Below are 17,829 nucleotides of genomic sequence, written 5' to 3' on the forward strand. Positions count from 1 at the left end.
GTCCTTTAGTTGCCTAATGAGGTGCTTATATCATTAGAAGAAAGATTGTGCTGGTTAAATTGTTCCCATCTTCGCAGGATCTCCTGCGGCGGGGTAACAGCTGGAGCTTGTGGCGCCAATAACCAAGTCGCTGCTTTGTGAGTCTCTGACAAGGCGAAAAACGGCGGCTCCTGCTCGGCATCGATTTTCATCGCATAGCTGTTTCTAGGATAAAAGGCATCGCCCTTTGGCGGATTTAGCAGATCTGGCGGCGAGCCCGGAATCGCATAAAGTCGATCATTGGCATCATCTAGTGTCGGCATCGAGCTTAGAAGTCCCCAGGTATAAGGATGCTGCGGATTAAAAAAGATTTCCTCAGCGGTACCGACTTCGACAATTTTACCGGCGTACATCACAGCAACACGGTCAGCGACATTGGCCACCACACCTAAGTCATGGGTAATAAAAATGATCGACGTTTTTACCTTGGTTTGGATTTCTTTTAACAGTTCTAAGATTTGAGCCTGGATCGTGACATCCAATGCAGTTGTTGGTTCATCGGCGATCAATATTTCCGGATAACAGATCAGCGCGATAGCGATCACGATTCGTTGTCGTTGTCCACCGGAAAACTGATGAGGATAGCTTTTCAGACGTTTTTCTGCTTCAGGGATTTCGACCAGTTCTAGCAGATTCAGTGCTTCTTTCATGGCAGCCTGTTTGCTGATTTTTTGATGCTTTCGCAGTGATTCTGCTACCTGCTTGCCGATGGTCATCGTCGGGTCGAGAGAAGTCATCGGATCTTGAAAGATCATAGCTATTTCCTTGCCGCGGATGTTCTGCATCTCACGTTCAGAATGCTGGACTAAATCTTGACCTTTAAACAATATTTGGCCTTTTTCGATGCTGGCATTACTGGAAAGCAGCTTCATGATCGAACGGCTGGTCACTGATTTTCCGCTGCCGGATTCGCCGACGATCGCCAAAGTCTCCCCTTTTGCCAGTTCTAGATCAACACCGCGGATTGCTTGAACTTTGCCGGCAAAGGTATCAAATGAGATGGTTAGGTCTTTGATTTCAAGTAAATTGTTCATTTGTCGTCACTCTTTCATTTTAGGGTCAAAGGCATCACGCAAGCCGTCTGCCAGAAGATTGAAACAGATCATGATCACAGAGATTGTGACCGCTGGAACCCACATCAGATACGGCAAATACAAGAAGGTGCGGTAGCCCTCATTCAGCAAAGTTCCTAAAGAAGCATTCGGCGGGATTAGCCCTAATCCGATAAAGCTTAAAAAAGCTTCGAAGAAAATCGCTGTCGGAATACTGAACATCATTTGGATAATGATCACACTGCTGATGTTCGGCAAAATGTGCTTCATAGCGATTCGCCAGCGTGGTTCCCCCATGGTCTTGCTGGCAAGGACGTACTCTTGGTCCTTCAGCTTCAAAGTTTGGGCTCGTACGATTCGAGCCATTGGGATCCAGTTGGTGATCGCCATTGCAGCGACGATCGAGAAGATCCCTGGTTCGAATACCACTAGCATCAGAATCATAACGACTAGATTCGGAACACCGGATAAGATTTCCAAAAAACGCTGCATGCCATTATCGACTCTGCCGCCGATCATGCCGGAGATCAAGCCGTAAATCACACCAATTGTGATATCAAATAAAGCGGCGATAAAAGCGATTAACAAAGAGATTCGAGTCCCCATGAAGAGACGGCTCAATACATCTCGTCCCAACCCATCTGTTCCTAAAAGAAAGTTTACGTCGCTGGGAACGTTGGCTTGGTTGTAGCGATCGACCATTTGTCCACCGACCGCTGCAGTCCCGTTCAACCCATCGATATTAATGCCGGGAATTCGTGGCGGCAAGTTGATATAGTTGATGTTTTGAGCAGTTGGATCGTGAGGCGAAACAAAGATCGTCACGATCGAGACCAAAATAATGATCCCCAGCAGACTAATCGAGATCACCGCGGCTTTGTTTTTCTTCAATCGACGCCAAGAATCTTGGAAAAAATTCAGTGAAGGTGCAGCGATTTCTTCTCTTTTTTCTTCCGTTGCTTTTTCCAGCGGTAAAAAGTCACTGGCTGGAATTTGACTGATGTTGTGGTTTTCATTGGGCCATTCCATTAGCTGCGGCTCCCTTCTGATAAACGAATGCGTGGATCGACCAGACCGTACAAAAGATCGACCACTAAAATGATGACGACCAGCATGAATGAATACAGGATTGTGACAGCCATAATCGTCGGGTAATCATTGGTGGTGATCGAACGGACGAATTGCTCTCCGATCCCCGGAATGGCGAAAATGTTCTCCACCACCAGTGAACCGGTCATCAATGCTACGGCCAAGGGTCCTAATAAGGTCATCAAGGGAATCAAGCTGTTACGCAGGCCATGGCGAAACGCGACCTGTGCGCGGCTCAATCCTTTTGCCCGAGCCAATTCGACATAATCACTGTGTAGGACCTCCACCATTTCCGTTCGGATAAAACGGGCGGAGTCGGCCAACGGCGACATCGCCAAAGCGATCGTCGGCAAGATCGTGTACAAAAAACCATCCCAGCGCGCGATCGGCAAGACCTTTAGCTGGATAGCAAATACATATTGCAGTAGCACCGCAAAGACAAAGTTCGGGATTGATCGTCCTAGGATCGCCACTAAGGTCGACGAAGTATCGACCCAAGTATTTTGCTTCATTGCTGAGATCGTGCCTAGCAAAATGCCGACAAGGGTCCCGAAAATGATCGCCTGCAAGCCTAATTGCAGCGAGGGTCCAATACGTCCTGCCAACAGGGCAGCAACCGGCTGGTTTCTAAATTGGAAGGAAATCCCGAAATCACCTTGAACGAGGTTGGATAGATAGAGACCGTATTGGACTAAGACTGGCTGATCCAGCCCCAATTGGCGGTTTAGCTGCTCGATCGTTTCAGGACTCAGCTGCTGCTGATTGGTATAGGGTGTCCCGGGCAATAATTGCATTAAAAAGAAGGTCACTGTGGCAATCAGCCAAAGTGTGATCAACATGAAAAAAACGCGGTTCAATAAATACTTTACATAATTGTTCAATTCGGTCGCCTCCGTGTTCTTTGACATCTTTCGCTGATTTCGCTACATTGAATAAGAAAGATCGCAGTACTCGTTGCTTCCCGTAGCACTGCTGCCTGGAATATCCATCATTCTATGTATAGCTAAAACAAAAAAGGAGTCTCTCTTTTATGAAAAAAAATCTGTTACCGCATGCGATCGCACTGCTGATCGTTGTAGCGGTCCTGTTCTTCTCGCTACTTGATGGCAGTGTAAGCTGGTTGCAGTTGTCGAATCGCCTGTTTATGATCGGTCTGCCGTTTTTAATCATTGGCGGATGGTTCTGGGTCTTTTCCTCCGGCTTCTTCGACCACTTTCAAGCTTCCTTTCGTGCAAGAAGCAAACAGCAGAAAAAGTCGTTTGTCCCGCTTTCCTCCGTGGGTACCAGCAAATTTCTCTGGTTGACCGTAGCGTCGGAACTGATCGGAACCTCGATCCTTTTTCTGCTGATCGATCTGATTTAAGAAGTCCGGTACATACCGGGCTTTTTATTTTTTGCTAGCCCACTTGTAATCCCAGGCAGCTCCAGCAGCATGATGGATGATTCCTTCCATTTGATCGCTGATCAGGTGTCCTTCAGCCTTTTGGTAGATCGGGATGATCCCTGCATCGTCTGCGATAATCCGGTTAGCATCCTGCAAGTTTTTCCAACGGGCTTCTTCGTCATTGGCATTGGTGGTTGCAGATTCTTCAACCGCCTTGTCGTAATCCGAATTGCTCCAGCGCCCATTATTTTGGGAATTGTCGCTGGTGAATAAATCGGTGAAGCTGCTTGGGTCCGCATAATCGGCACCCCAGCCGCCTAATACTAAGTCGAAATCACCAGAGATCGAACGATCCAGGCGCACAGAAAATGGAACCGGCGTTGGTGAGACCGTGACACCTTCCAGGTTTTCCTGAATGCTGTTTTGCAAGTATTCCACTGCTCTTCTGGAAGAGTCGGTGTCAGAAGACAGAATACTCATGTTCAATGTATCAATGTTCAGTTCTTCTTTGGCCTTGTCCCAAAATTCTTTGGCCTGCTCAGGGTCGTAGGCGATCTGTTCGCCGGCTTCCTTAACAAAATCCTCATCAGTTTCTGGGTTTTTGGACAATTCAGAAGGCACCAAGTTCGTGGCTGCGACGGAGCCATCACCTAGGATCTGGGTCACTAATGCTTCTCGGTTAATCGCATACGCGATTGCTTTGCGCAGGTTCTCATTGCGAAACGGCGAATCTGCATCGCGTTGATTTAATTCTAAATAGCTGGTAGTAGCTTCTTTAAATGATTGATAATTCGGATCATTGGCATTTTGCTGTGCCAGCTCTCCAGTCAAAATGACATCGTCTGCTTGTCCATCATTGAACAGGTTCAAGGCTGTTGAAGCTTCTTTAACGACACTGACATTGATGGCAGAAAGTTCAACTGCGTCACTATCCCAGTAATCCTCATTTTTTTTGTAAGTCCACTCCGTATCCGTTCCCGGACCGTCAAAGTCTTCTAAAGTGAATGGGCCATTGTATACTGCATTGTCGCTATTAGTGGCATACGCATCGCCATATTCTTCGACCACTTCCTGTTTTTGCGGAAAGAACGATGGAAAGGCCAGTAAATACTGAAAATATGGGGTTGGTTTTGCCAGCTTGATCTCTAATTCATGCTCATTGACTGCGGTGATGCCTAACGTGTCTGGTTCCTGTTCGCCAGAAGTAATCGCTGCGGCATTTTCAACAGGTTCATATAGATACGCATATTGTGAAGCGGTTTCTGGTCGAACTGTTCGCTGCCAGCCATAAACATAATCCTCGGCGGTAACTGGATCGCCATTGGACCAGACAGCGTCATCACGTAATTTAATGGTATAAGTCAACCCGTCTTCACTGACCTTCGCCATCTCAGCAGCACCTGCTGGTTTTGGTTCGCTGTTCCCATCAAGACGATAAATACCTTCGTAGACATTGTTCAAGGCAGTAAAACTGATTGTATCTGTGGCCTGTGAAAGATCCGCACTAGGGATTTCCTGAGGGACGATGACATTGAACACGCCTGCTTGACTGTTTTCGCCGCCTGACGAAGAACCACTGTCACCCGTTTGATCGTCGTTTCCCCCATAGCATCCTGCCAGTAATACAGCACTGAATGCAATAACACCAAATGTAGCTAATTTCCTCATTCGAACTTCCCCTTTATCTAAATTTTCAGATTAATTAGCGTTTTCTGAATATGAAGAGCAGTTTAATGAGTTTTCGTTTAAAAATCAATTTATTTGTCTCGCAATCCACTTAAATAACTCGATAATTTGATTGAATTATCAAAATTGTCTGAATTTATGCAATCATGAAATTGCTCAAAATTTAAAAAATAACCTCTAAATGATAAGTATGTCTCTGATAAATAACTGCAATCATTTTGAGCTTCAAAATATATGTTTATTCATTCATGTGAAAAAGTTATTTTGTCAAAGCGAACTAAAAACGGGATAAACAACTATAAAATAACCAAAATACTTCAAATCACAGCATTTTATTCATTTTGTTAAAATTTTTGTTCGAAATTTCACTTTTAAAAGAAAAAAAGCCATATCTGACGCCATTTTATCGAAAAAACGGTGATTACGATTATTATTTATAAAACCCAATTATTCAATAAAAATATCTAAATTTTGACAAAACGCTCTCACCCTTTATCTGACAATAAATACCCGATTTGACAAGCATTTAATAGAAAAGATTGTGTTGTCAACGTTTGATGATTGTGGAATAATTAGATAAAAATGAGAAGGTGTTATAATAGATGGATTTCAAACAACGAGCACTTAAAAGTATCACTAGGCGCAAGGGAAAAACGCTCATCTTGTTCCTCGGGATTTTTATTTTAGGCAATGTGATCGCTGGAGCCGTGTCGATCCAGCAGTCGACAGTCAACGTCGAAAAGGAAACCAAACGAAAAATGGGCGCCGTTGCCAGCATCGATATGGACTACGAAAAGTACGAAAAGGCGATGACTGATTCACCGGATATTTTGGAGACCCTCAAACACCCTACTGGCAAGGATTACGAGAAGATCAGCAAACTCAGCTCAGTTAAGCGCTATGATCTGTTTATCAATGCCACCACCGGCACCACCAAATTGAAGAACGCTGCCACAGGAGAAGACAGCGTCAGCTATGGCGGCCACTATAACTCGTTTTTCTATGTTAAAGGCTTCAATCAAAAAGACTTTTTGGATCTGACAGAAGGCCTGGTCAAGATTGATCAAGGCAAGGGCTTTACCGACAAGGATATTAAAAACGGAACAAATGCCGCGATCATCAGTCAGGGCGTTGCTGAAGCCAACAGCTTGTCTGTCGGTGACACCTTTGTCGTTGATGCCGTCTCGGACATGCCGGCAGAACCCGCTGACTCTGAAGAAGACGCCAGCAATTCCTCCAAGCCGAAGTCCTTCAACTTTCCAATGAAGGTTGCGGGGATCTTTAAAGTGGTACAAAAAGATCCGGATGCCCGGAAAAATCCTGATGAAGCTGATCCGGAAGCAGAATGGCGGGCCTCTGAGCAGCTAAACACGATTTATACTACCGAGGGTGCAGCCAAAGATCTGCTGAAAAAGATGCAGGAAGAATTTTATTCCGACATGAGTGATGAGCCGTTTGAAGATGACTTGATGTACCAGGCGACCTATGTGTTGAAGTCTCCTGATGAGATCGAGGCTTTCCGTGAAGATGCAAATGCACTGCTGCCGGAATACTACCATGTAGTGGCTTCGACGGATCAATACGAGACCATCGCCGGCGGTCTGACTAAATTGAACACGATCTCAAAATACGTCGTGATCATCGCAGTAGCTGCCACCCTGCTAATTTTATCTTTGGTCGTGCTTTTATTCTTGAGAGATCGCAAACACGAGTTGGGTATCTATTTGTCCTTTGGAGAAAGCCGCGGCAAGGTCATCACTCAGATCGTACTGGAGCTTTTGATGATCAGTGTCGTTGCACTGGTACTTTCACTGATAACTGGGAATTTATTAGGCGGTGCCTTGTCTCGTTCCCTGATTCAATCCGATTGGATCACCAACACCAATCAAATAGAGAGCTTTTACTCTGCCAGTCATTTGATGCAAAGCGACCTGTCCTTTACCGACATACAGGAAGCTTATAAAGTAAGCTTTAGTCTCGGTTATATAGTGACTTATTTATTGGTAGGCATTGGGACTGTACTCGTCTCCGCAATTTTGCCGCTGGTATATATTCTTCGCTTGAATCCGAAGAAGATCATGATGTAAGGAGGGACAGAGGATGACAATCTTAGAAGCAAAAAACATTGATTACTACTTTCAAGATGGCGATCAACGCCGCTTTATTTTAAAAAATGTGTCTGTCAGCTTTGATAAAGGCCGACTGTACAGTATTTTAGGGCGTTCCGGGTCAGGAAAAACGACTTTTCTTTCGCTGATCAGCGCCTTGGATACGCCGAAAGAAGGACAGATTCTGTTTAATGGCAAGGATATCGCAGCAATCGGTCACGAAAAATTTCGCCGCAACGACATCAGCATCGTGTTCCAAAGCTACAATCTGATCCCTTACCTTTCTGCGGTGGAAAATGTGCTGGTTCCTATGGCGATCACGGAAAACGAGCTGCCGAAGGAGAAAAAGGAGGTTGCCTACAACCTGCTAAGCTACATCGGCATTACTGAGGACAAGGCCAATCGTCAGGTCAACCAGCTTTCCGGGGGCGAACAGCAACGCGTGGCGATCGCCCGTGCGCTGGCAATGAACGGCGACATTATTCTAGCGGATGAACCTACTGGGAATCTGGATGAAGAGTTGGAACAAGAAATTGTGGACATCTTCAAAGAACTGGCGCATCAACACCAAAAATGTGTCATTCTGGTCACCCACTCTAGCGAGATCGCCCGCCAAGCCGATGAAGTTCTGGAATTACGCAAAGGTGTGTTGAGTTACTATGAGTGATTTTTTGTCTAATTTTACGAACAACAATTATACCGATCCAGAGAAAAAACCAAGCCAGGAAACCAGCAAGCACGAACCAAAGGAGGAAATCGAGCCGCCAATTCGAAAACCAGCGGCCGAGAAAAGGCCAGCGCCTGCTGAAGCACCTCGGCAAAGCCAGAAAAAAGCGCCACCTCCTGTCGTCGAATCAACAGGCGAACACGAGGTCGAGATTGATCCAACGTACAAGAAAAGACGGCAACGCAAGCTCCTGTTGTTTTCAATCACGGGCGTGCTTTTGGTCGCAGTTCTCTTTTTCGCCTATTACCAGTTCAGTCATGTGGCCGTTCCCGATTTTCTCAAGCAGGAGATCGCCGAAGCCCGCGAGTGGGCTGTTGAAGAAGGCGTGGTTTTGAAAACCAACAGTTCCTTTGATTTTGATACCGAGGTCAATCAAGTCACTAAGCAAAGCATTAAAGCAGGAGACAAGATCAAAAAAGGCAAAACACTGACCTTAACCGTCAGTCTAGGCCCTGACCCTGACGAACAGCTGGACCTTCCGGATTTCAAAAGCCTTAGTTTGACCGAAGCCCGTGACTGGATCGAAGCCAATAAGGCTGAAAATCTTTCTTTGATTGAGCAATACGATAACAAAGTTGAAAAAGGCGGCTTCGTCAAGCAAGAATTTGCGGACAAAGAACTGACGGCTAAAAACTATAAGCGTAAAGATCGCATGATGGTCTATTATTCCAAGGGCAAAGAAACCTTTGAAAAAAACATTGATGTGCCAGATTTCAAAAACAAGACCTTGACAGATGTCACTGAGTGGGCCAAAACCAATGATATCAAACTGGTGACCGAAAAAGTCTTCTCACAATCCGTCAACGCAGAAGGTGTCATCTCTCAAGGCACCGCTGCTGGAGCAAAGATCGCTAAACAAGACAGCTTCACGATTCGAGTGTCTAAAGGCAAGGCCTTAGTGGTTCCTGATTACAAAAACTACACACTAGAACAAGCACAAGAACTGTCTACTAAACTTTCGGCGGTGATCAAAAGCGTCTATTCCGAAACCGTTCCCTACGGTCGTTTCATCAGCCAAAACGTCACTCCGGGAACCGAATTCGATGAAAATGGTGAACCGCCAACGGTCGAAGTTATTTATTCCGAAGGTCGTCCTTATTTGAAGGATCTTCGAAACAGCATGATGGAGGGCGACCTGCCGAAATTGTTCTTTGAGACTTATGCGGCCAAGGGCGCCAGCATTACTTACGATGTTTATTATGTAGATTCCTCGAAACCAAAAGGAACCGTGATCGAGATGAGCCGTTATGGTGAATATGTGCCGATGAATGCGCATCTGACCTTTGGAATCAGTTTAGGAAATATCCAATCCGATTCTGGCGAGGAAGAAATCCCTGAACCAATGATGGAAGAGGAGGACGAAGAAGCTTAATGCTGCAGCATTAAGCTTCTTTTGTCTCACGTTACATTTAGAAGGATCAGTCTCTATAAAAAGCTGACCTCTCTCCCCGACTTTGGTATACTAGTAAGAACATTCAAGAAAGGGTGATGAGGATGAAGGATTATTACAGCAAGTTTGCTCATGATTATGATGAATTTGGACCAATCGAAAGCTATTTGGGCGAAGAAGAAGTTTTTTTTAAGGAATTATTTGACGAGCATTCAGTTAAAACTGTGCTGGATTGTGCCTGCGGAACCGGACAGCATCTGTTCATGTTTTCTCGAATAGGCTTTCAAGCGACCGGTTCAGATTTTTCTGAGTCCATGCTGGAGGTTGCTGCCAGCCATTTGGCAAAACATCAGCTGGAGCTTCCTTTACGTCACGCAGATTTTCGTTTTTTAGAGCAGGCACATTCTGAAACATTTGATGCGATCGTTTGTTTGTCTACTTCTTTGCCCCACCTGCACAGTGATGAAGACCTACTCACTGCCCTGACCTCGATGAAGAATCGCTTGAACCCGGGCGGATTGTTGGTTCTGACACAAGGAACGACCCCTTATACCTTGTCACTGCCGGCGATTGAGGTGGTAGTAAATCGCGAAGACTTCTCACGCATTTTCGTCAAAGAACACGATGACCAGTTTCAAACGATCCACGTACTGGATTTGTTTCATTCTCCGCAGCGGTCAGAAAATAATCAGTACGACATTGTTTACCGCATCCTGCTAGACGAGGATTACCGGCGACTGCTCCAGCAGGCTGGCTTCGAAGAGGTACAGATTTTTGGGGACTATCAGCGAACGCCTTATGAAGAGACTAGCGGCCGGATGATTGTTGTAGCTAGATGATTTGAACCCGAAAAAAAAGACCTTGCTACTTTGTCATATCGTGTAGCGACACGAGGGAAGCGGTTGATCATGTTGAAGAAGCACTCTGCTAGATGGCGCTCTTTATATAAAACCCAATCGACTTTCCTTGCCCTTTTGGCATTCTCTCTTGCTGGCATTTTATCGGTACCACTTTGGTCAGAAAACCATTCACGAATCGGCTCTGGTTCGTACGCCTGATCATTTAAAATATTGCTCCTTACAACTTCAATTTGTTCTAACAGCGGTATCGCTGGAACAGCATCATGCATTTGTCATCTTGAATCATTCGTTTTTTCAGAGCATAACATATTTCCTTTTACTTTTCAGACACGTCCTAGCCGCCGTGATGAGAATGGTTGTCGTTTTAGATATCTTGCTTTATAACTCCTTGATTGACTACTTAAGGGATTGTCTCACCGCACAAAAAAGAGGATACCGTGAAGTATCCTCTCCGATCTATTCTTGAATCAATTCGATATAGTGTTCATTTTTTTCTAGATGGTTGAGGTACAGCAGCAGGCGATCATACAATTGATTGCTTGCCTCTTCGTGAGCCTCTGCCAGCTTTTCACCGATTTCTTCAACGGTTTGCCTGCCATCGATCTGTTGGAAAATGAAACTGCCGTATTCGTCCAATTCCATTTCACTTTTTTCAGGAATGTGGTAGCGAATTTTGCGAAGGACCCGTTGGACCCACGCATCTTGTTTCTTGATCACGAACACGATTCCGTCGCGGACCTCATACAAAAGCCCAGCCTTCAGTCGGTAAACACGCTGCAGAAGACGAGCGGTTTCCTCATTCGTTGTGGTTTTATTTATCATTTGATTTCACATTCTTTACACTTAACAATGGCACAACGATTGCTACCACTAGGACGGCAAGCAAGATCCAGGCGATGGTATTGCTGCCTAGGAATCCAGTTGGAGTACCTGGTGTGACGATGCCGGAAACTTGAAGAATGATCCCAATCAAGCCAATGATCGACCCGCCGGCAATCAAGCCAGAGGACAAGCTGACACCTAACGTAATCCGTTCTTCTGCCACTTCTTCTGTTTCTTTTTGGTTCATTTTTTCAATGAACAAACGAATCAACGCACCGACTAAAATGATCGATGTTGTAGAGATCGGCAAGTAGAATCCGATCGCAAAGGTCATAATTGATACGCCTTGCAATTGAAGCACGATCCCCATCACGATACCGGCAATAATCATATGCCATGGCAAGCTGCCTGAGGTAATCCCTGAAGTTAAAGTCGCCATTAAGTTTGCTTGCGGCAAACCAAATGGAGGATTTGAGCCAGTGATCTGCAGTTGCGGCGTCAAGATTACCATCATCCCTGTAACGATCACCACACCGATGATGTTTGAGATAATAAAGTAACGACGACCTTCATTGAAATTACCGCCCATGACAAACGTTACTTTTTGTGATTGCGAATATCCGCCAGCAACAGAGATCGCCAAGACGATAAATGTACCAAACATCAACAGCTGTTGTGTGTTTTCAGCAGAAGTCCAGCCCATCATCACAAACACCAAGGTCAAGATCACCATAGAAGCGATCGTCATCCCGGATACCGGCAAATTTGAGGTCCCGATCGTACCAGTCAAACGACCAGCCACGATAACAAACAGCAAGCTTAATACGATCGACAAGATACCGCCAACCAGCGCCATTGCGACACTGCCAGTGATGATGAAGCCCATCACGATCGCTACGACCGCACCAATGAGCAATGGCAAGATCGCACCGCCCCCTTCACTGTCAGCCCCTTCCGTTTTACGGCCTTTTAAGGTTGCAGAAATGGAAGAAATAATGGTTGGAATCAATTTGATTGCACCAATCAATCCACCTGAGATCATCATCCCGGCACCGATATAACGTACATAAGAGCCTGAAATCACGGAAAAGTCTGCAGTGTTCAACAGCTGCCCAGCATTGTCCCAAACAGACGCATCACTGCCGGCCATACCCATAAAGTAGCCCAGCAACGGAGCAATCGCAAAGTTTGCCAAGATTGATCCGGCAAACATCAGCAAAGATACATCCATCCCCACGATAAAGCCGATTCCGGCCAACAATGGGTTTACTTCGGTTTCAAATTTCCATTTGTAAAAGCTTTCGTTTACATAACTAATCACATTGTTCAAGATTCCTAAGACAGAACCGGTCAACACTGTGATGATTCCACCAATACCGAATCCAATCCCCATGTATTTCAAGGATTGCCCGCCGGTATCAGAAGCCACTAAGGTTTCTGAGATGGCCATTGCTTCTGGATAAACCAGTTTACCATGTTCATCGATCAACATATAATCTTGTACCAGTGAGAATACGCCAACTCCCAAAAGTACTGCACCGATCCCTAAGGCAACGCCCTCAAAAAAGTTAATTTTTCCGCCGACCAATACTACAGCAGGCAGCACGAAAATCATTCCGCTGGCGACTGATTCCCCGCCGGATGACATCAATTGCAGCAAGTTCTTCCCTAAAATCGTGCGCGGCTTGACAAAAATGCTAACTAAACCAGAACCAATAATTGCTCCTGGGATCCCTGCGGCAACGGTCAGACCGGCTTTCATCCCTGAATAAGCAGTAGATGCAGCAAAGACCGCTGCTAGGATGATCCCTAACGTCAGAATAATTCCAGATCCAGACTTTTTCGGCTTATCTGCTACGTATGGTACGTAGTCTCTCCCAGATATTCCGCCAAAAGCATCTTTCGACAGTTTTTTCATAGTGTAATTCCTCTCTTACCTTCTTTTCCCTAAAGCATAAGGATGAAAGGATCCTAGAAAGGACCCCTTCATCCCCTCTAGACTATTTCACTAAACGATAGATCGCGTCAGCGTAAATCGCTGTCGCTTTATACAAGCTGTCGATCGGCATAAATTCGTTTGGCTGATGCATGACGTTTTCTTCTCCAGGGAACATTGCGCCATACGCAACGCCGCTTTCTAAGATCCGTCCGTACGTACCGCCCCCGATAGACATTTCTTCGCCTTTGTTGCCCGTATGTTCTTCATAAACATCCAGCAAGGTTTTCACCAATGGATCGTCTCCAGGGACATAATGAGGGGTCTTCACATCACCGATGATCTCGATGCTCACTCCAGCATCTTTTAAGACTTCTTGCATGTTCGCTAAAATATCGTCTTTGGTGATACCTTCTGGATGGCGGATATTTAAGGTTACTTTCTTGTCGCCATCTTTGGAGTAGTCATACAAGTTCGCTGATGAAGTGGTTTCTCCCATCACATCGTGTTTGGTGTAAGCATTCAATTTCTTGCCGTTGTAATCCAAATGCATGTATTTCGCAATAGTCGTCACGTAGTTCATACCATTTGCGTCCAAGTTGTGATCCACTAGGAAGGTTACCAGATAAGTTCCTGCATTGATTCCGAATTTAGGTTCTTGCGCATGCGCTCCTTTACCGATCGTTGTCAGGATGATTTGGCCGTTTTCTTCTTTGACTTCGCCGTCCACGTCTTGCTCAGCAATAAATGATTCAAACGCTGCTTTTAGCTCTGCCGCCTTGTCTTGATCGTGTACGTCAAGTACAGCTGCAGCATCGCCAGGCACCATGTTGGTACGCAAGCCGGCTTTGAAGCTTACCAACGTGAAATCGCCTGCTTCAGCACCTTGATCCTTGAAGGTTACTTCATAAGAAAGAATCCCTTTTTCACCATTGATAATTGGGAAGTTTGCGTCTGGCGAGAATCCCACCTTTGGCATTTCTTCGACTTCCATGTAACGATGGATCCCTACCCATTCGCTTTCTTCGTCTGTTCCGAAAATGAAACGAATTTTTTTAGAGATTGGTAATTCCAATTCCTTAATGATCTTCATTGCATAGTAAGCCGCAATCGATGGCCCTTTGTCATCTGCTGAGCCGCGAGCATACAATTTGCCATCTTTGATCACTGGTTCGAAAGGATCGGTATCCCAGTTATCATCCACTGGAACCACGTCAACATGGCCTAACAGTCCAAACATTTCCTCGCCGTCGCCGTACTCGATGTGTCCAGCAACGTTTTCGATGTTTTTCGTAACAAAGCCGTCGCGTTCGCCGATTTCCAAGACTTTGCGCAATGCGTTTGCAGGTCCAGGTCCTAAAGGTTCTTCCTTCGTTCCATGTTCCACATCACGCACGCTGTCGATACGAAGCAATTCTTTCAAATCGTTCATCAAATCGTCTTTGCGTGCTTCGACTTCTTTCTGCCAATCAATTGTCATGTCTATCTCCCTGCTTCCTTATTTTCTTAACAGACGAATCTGTTAGATACCATTAGAAAGTTCATGTCTAAACATTGGGCTTTCGACGTTAGAACACTCATTTCTACCTAGTAAAAGGATACCCGATTTTTTTTTAAAATAGTAATGAAACGACTTATAAACATCGAATAAGTGAAAATTTTTCAAGCAGAAATTCGTTATTCTATCCCAAATGCCAAACAATCTTTTCCACCTCCTAATCAGACATTATACCTCAAAACTTTCCAGCGTTAATTGTGAATTGTCTGAAAATTTAGTAAAAATATTTATACTTTCTGAACAAAAAAATGTTATCCTTGGAAAACCAGGGTTTTCAAAGGCCGAGAATCACTTTCGGGAATCTCACAAGAAATTATAACGAATACTGAATCCGTTTACAAATAATAAGTCTATCATCCAGCGTCCTTCATTCTCATCATTTTGTTATCATAAATCAATGATTCTCTGCTAACTCATTTTTCACAAAAAGAAACCATGAATCTGATTCTTATTATCAGACCCATGGTTTAAAGCTTATTAAATTTTTAGAAAATTCAATTTTTTTGTTATTATTTTTTTAGACCGGTAACGCCATATTGCGCCAAAGTCATCTTGGCTTGAGGGATCCTGAACGGCGAGCAAGAGATATAATTGATCGGCAGTGTATTCAGAAATACCAGTGATTTCGGATGCGCGGCGGCCTCTCCACAGATACCGATTTTCAGGTTAGGCTTCGTCTGACGGCCTTTTTCGATGGCGATCTTCATCATTGCGCCTACACCGTGTTCATCCAGTACTTGGAACGGATCGTCTTCAAATATCCCTGCTTCTCCATACTGATTGATGATTCGCGGAGAGTCATCACGAGAGAGCCCCAACACCATCTGAGTTAAGTCGTTAGTTCCAAAGCTGAAGAAATCAGCATATTTTGCAATTTCATCTGCCACCAGACACGCTCGCGGAATCTCGATCATGGTTCCGATCTGATAGGTTATTTTTTGATTAGAGACTGCTAAGAAATCTTGAATCGCTGTCTCGATCGAACAACGGACTTTGGCAAATTCCTGCGCATCGATTGTAAAAGGAATCATGATCTCCGGTTGGATTTCATACCCGCGTTCCTTGATTACCTCACTTGCTGCTTCAACGATTGCTTCTCCCTGCATACGGTATATTTCTGGATAAGCCACTCCTAAACGCAGCCCTCTAAAGCCCAACATTGGATTGACTTCAGCCAGATTGTCGGATTTCCGTTTGACTTCATTAAAGGATTTGTTCAATGCTTTGGCTACTTCGCGACATTCGTCGTTGTTTTTCGGTAAAAATTCATGCAGCGGCGGATCCAGCAGGCGAATGGTGGTCGCTTTGCCTCCAGCTGCTTGATAGATGGATTTGAAGTCTTGCTTTTGAACGTCCTTCAAGTCCTTCAGTACCTCCAGACGTTCGTCCAATGTATCTGCTAAGATCAATCGTCTAAATTGCAGCAGCCGTGTTCTTTCAAAGAACATGTGCTCCGTTCTTGCCAAGCCGATTCCTGTTGCACCTAGAGCCATCGCCGTCTCGATGTCCTTCGGTGTCTCGGCATTGGCACGAACTTGGAATTTTGCGTGTTGATCCCAAATACTTTGCAGCTCATCTAGTGCGACTGTATTGGTCAACTCTTCTAACGGAATTTCACCGAAATACACATTGCCTAACGTGCCATCTACAGATAGAATCGTTCCTTCTTTGATGGTCTCTTTTCCAACAACACCGCCGTCTTCTTCCATGGTCAATGCCTCACAGCCGACGACTGAACAGATACCCATGCCGCGGGCTACCACCGCCGCATGAGAAGTCATCCCGCCACGAGCCGTCACGACTGCTTCACTGACAGCGATCCCTTCAATATCTTCTGGAGAAGTCTCTTCTCTCACTAGAATTACTTTTTCACCTCTGGCTTTGGCCTCAGTTGCAGCCTCTGCAGTAAAGTAAGCTGCACCAACCGCCGCACCAGGGCTGGCTGCCAAGCCAGATAGGAATGGTACCCGATTACTGATCACTGTTTCGTCAAAGCTTGGATGCAGCGAGGCTTCCAGATCCTTGGCCTCGATTCGTTCAATCAGCTCCTCTTCGGTGATAATCCCTTCTCTGAAGAAATCCAACAAAATCGTTAAGGCCGCCTTGGAGGTTCGTTTTCCATTACGGGTCTGAAGAATAAACAGCTTGCCGTTTTCAATCGTAAACTCGACATCCTGCATGTCTCGATAGTGCTTCTCTAAATTCTCTAAGATCGATTGTAGCTGCTGGAATTGCTCTGGCAGCTCTTCGGCCAACACTTGGATCGGCTTCGGTGTGCGGACACCAGCTACGACATCTTCTCCTTGTGCATTGATCAAGTATTCTCCAAATAATCCGGGCTCTCCGGTAGAAGGGTTTCTTGAAAAGACCACCCCAGTCCCCGATGAATCCCCAAAATTGCCGAAGACCATCTCCTGAATGTTTACGGCGGTCCCCAGATCGTCACTAATGTCATGCAAGCGTCGATATGTCTTGGCTCGTGCATTGTTCCAGCTGCCGAAGACGGCTTCGATCGCTAGATGCAGCTGTTCGATTGGATTCTGCGGAAACTCACGCTGGATCGCCTGACGATAGATTTCTTTGTATTCGCTTACAATGGTCTTCCAATGCTCAGCAGTTAGTTCATTGTCATAATTCAATTGGTGAAGCTTTTTCAACGCCGTGATGCGTGATTCGAACTTCTGGTTGTCGATGCCCATCACCACATCACCAAACATTTGCAGCAGACGGCGGTAGCAATCATAAGCAAACCGTTCGTCCTGACTGTTCTTTGCGATCGCTGCGACGGTCTGGTCATTCAACCCGAGGTTCAAAACCGTGTCCATCATGCCCGGCATTGAAAATTTTGATCCGCTGCGCACAGACACCAGCAAAGGCTGATCCAAATCGCCAAAACGTTTGCCGGTCTTTTCAGACAAGGTTTCTACAGCTTGGGTCACCTGCTCTTTCATTTCATCGGTCAGTTGATTCTGATGGCTCAAATAGTCCAGACAGGCCTCCGTCGTTACTGTAAAACCTGTCGGTACAGGAAGTCCCAGTTTGGTCATTTCGGCCAGATTGGCACCCTTTCCTCCTAGTAATCCCTTTTGTTCCTTTGACCCCTCTGAAAAAAGATATACCCATTTTGTCATGTGCTTCTCCTTTAAATTTTTATTTAATCTGATAATAGTGTAATACG

The 17,829-nt window shown here is 45.3% G+C and carries 13 protein-coding genes; 5 read left to right on the forward strand and 8 right to left on the reverse strand.

Going from position 1 to position 17,829, the window contains the following annotated elements:
* Positions 1-5 precede the first annotated feature (5 nt).
* The 3 genes from NRIC_RS17210 to opp3b are packed head-to-tail and all read right to left on the reverse strand — an operon-like array spanning position 6 to position 3,061.
* Complete coding sequence (locus NRIC_RS17210) at positions 6-1,073, reverse strand: ABC transporter ATP-binding protein (protein WP_146623951.1); 1,068 nt, start codon at positions 1,071-1,073, stop codon at positions 6-8.
* Positions 1,074-1,079: 6 nt separating this feature from the next.
* Complete coding sequence (locus tag NRIC_RS17215; RefSeq protein WP_146623952.1) at positions 1,080-2,120, reverse strand: ABC transporter permease; 1,041 nt, start codon at positions 2,118-2,120, stop codon at positions 1,080-1,082.
* Complete coding sequence (gene opp3b / locus NRIC_RS17220; protein WP_146623953.1) at positions 2,120-3,061, reverse strand: oligopeptide ABC transporter permease; 942 nt, start codon at positions 3,059-3,061, stop codon at positions 2,120-2,122. Before opp3b ends, NRIC_RS17215 begins: the two co-directional genes overlap by 1 nt.
* Before the next feature lie 149 nt (positions 3,062-3,210).
* Here opp3b and NRIC_RS17225 point away from each other — a divergent pair, with 149 nt between their 5' ends.
* Positions 3,211-3,543 (forward strand): DUF3899 domain-containing protein, encoded by a 333-nt coding sequence (locus NRIC_RS17225; protein ID WP_146623954.1) that lies wholly within the window; start codon positions 3,211-3,213, stop codon positions 3,541-3,543.
* A 24-nt stretch (positions 3,544-3,567) separates the two neighbouring features.
* Here NRIC_RS17225 and NRIC_RS17230 read toward each other — a convergent pair whose 3' ends face one another.
* Positions 3,568-5,232, reverse strand: coding sequence for a peptide ABC transporter substrate-binding protein (locus tag NRIC_RS17230; protein WP_146623955.1), 1,665 nt, complete (start codon positions 5,230-5,232; stop codon positions 3,568-3,570).
* A 620-nt stretch (positions 5,233-5,852) separates the two neighbouring features.
* On the opposite strand from NRIC_RS17230, the gene NRIC_RS17235 reads away from it, so the two are divergent.
* The 4 genes from NRIC_RS17235 to NRIC_RS17250 all read left to right on the forward strand — a co-directional run bounded on the left by NRIC_RS17235 (position 5,853) and on the right by NRIC_RS17250 (position 10,314).
* On the forward strand, positions 5,853-7,337 hold the full coding sequence (locus NRIC_RS17235) for an ABC transporter permease (protein ID WP_146623956.1): 1,485 nt from the start codon (positions 5,853-5,855) through the stop codon (positions 7,335-7,337).
* Between the two features lie 13 nt (positions 7,338-7,350).
* Entirely contained in the window at positions 7,351-8,025 is a 675-nt protein-coding gene (locus NRIC_RS17240; RefSeq protein ID WP_146623957.1) for an ABC transporter ATP-binding protein, read from the forward strand.
* The gene (locus NRIC_RS17245) at positions 8,018-9,457 is read left to right on the forward strand and encodes a PASTA domain-containing protein (RefSeq protein WP_146623958.1); all 1,440 of its coding nucleotides are present in this window, start codon (positions 8,018-8,020) and stop codon (positions 9,455-9,457) included. Before NRIC_RS17240 ends, NRIC_RS17245 begins: the two co-directional genes overlap by 8 nt.
* Before the next feature lie 122 nt (positions 9,458-9,579).
* Complete coding sequence (locus NRIC_RS17250; RefSeq protein WP_146623959.1) at positions 9,580-10,314, forward strand: class I SAM-dependent methyltransferase; 735 nt, start codon at positions 9,580-9,582, stop codon at positions 10,312-10,314.
* Between the two features lie 477 nt (positions 10,315-10,791).
* Here NRIC_RS17250 and NRIC_RS17260 read toward each other — a convergent pair whose 3' ends face one another.
* From NRIC_RS17260 to ppdK, 4 genes are all read right to left on the reverse strand, one after another.
* Positions 10,792-11,157 (reverse strand): PqqD family protein, encoded by a 366-nt coding sequence (locus tag NRIC_RS17260; protein ID WP_146623961.1) that lies wholly within the window; start codon positions 11,155-11,157, stop codon positions 10,792-10,794.
* On the reverse strand, positions 11,147-13,075 hold the full coding sequence (locus NRIC_RS17265; protein ID WP_146623962.1) for an OPT/YSL family transporter: 1,929 nt from the start codon (positions 13,073-13,075) through the stop codon (positions 11,147-11,149). The genes NRIC_RS17260 and NRIC_RS17265 overlap by 11 nt, the downstream gene beginning before the upstream one ends.
* Positions 13,076-13,157: 82 nt before the next feature.
* Positions 13,158-14,573, reverse strand: coding sequence for a dipeptidase PepV (gene pepV / locus NRIC_RS17270; protein ID WP_146623963.1), 1,416 nt, complete (start codon positions 14,571-14,573; stop codon positions 13,158-13,160).
* A gap of 587 nt (positions 14,574-15,160) precedes the next feature.
* Positions 15,161-17,782 (reverse strand): pyruvate, phosphate dikinase, encoded by a 2,622-nt coding sequence (gene ppdK, locus NRIC_RS17275; protein WP_146623964.1) that lies wholly within the window; start codon positions 17,780-17,782, stop codon positions 15,161-15,163.
* Positions 17,783-17,829 lie beyond the last annotated feature (47 nt).

The organism is Enterococcus florum, assembly GCF_004309355.1.
Lineage (GTDB): Bacteria > Bacillota > Bacilli > Lactobacillales > Enterococcaceae > Enterococcus_A > Enterococcus_A florum.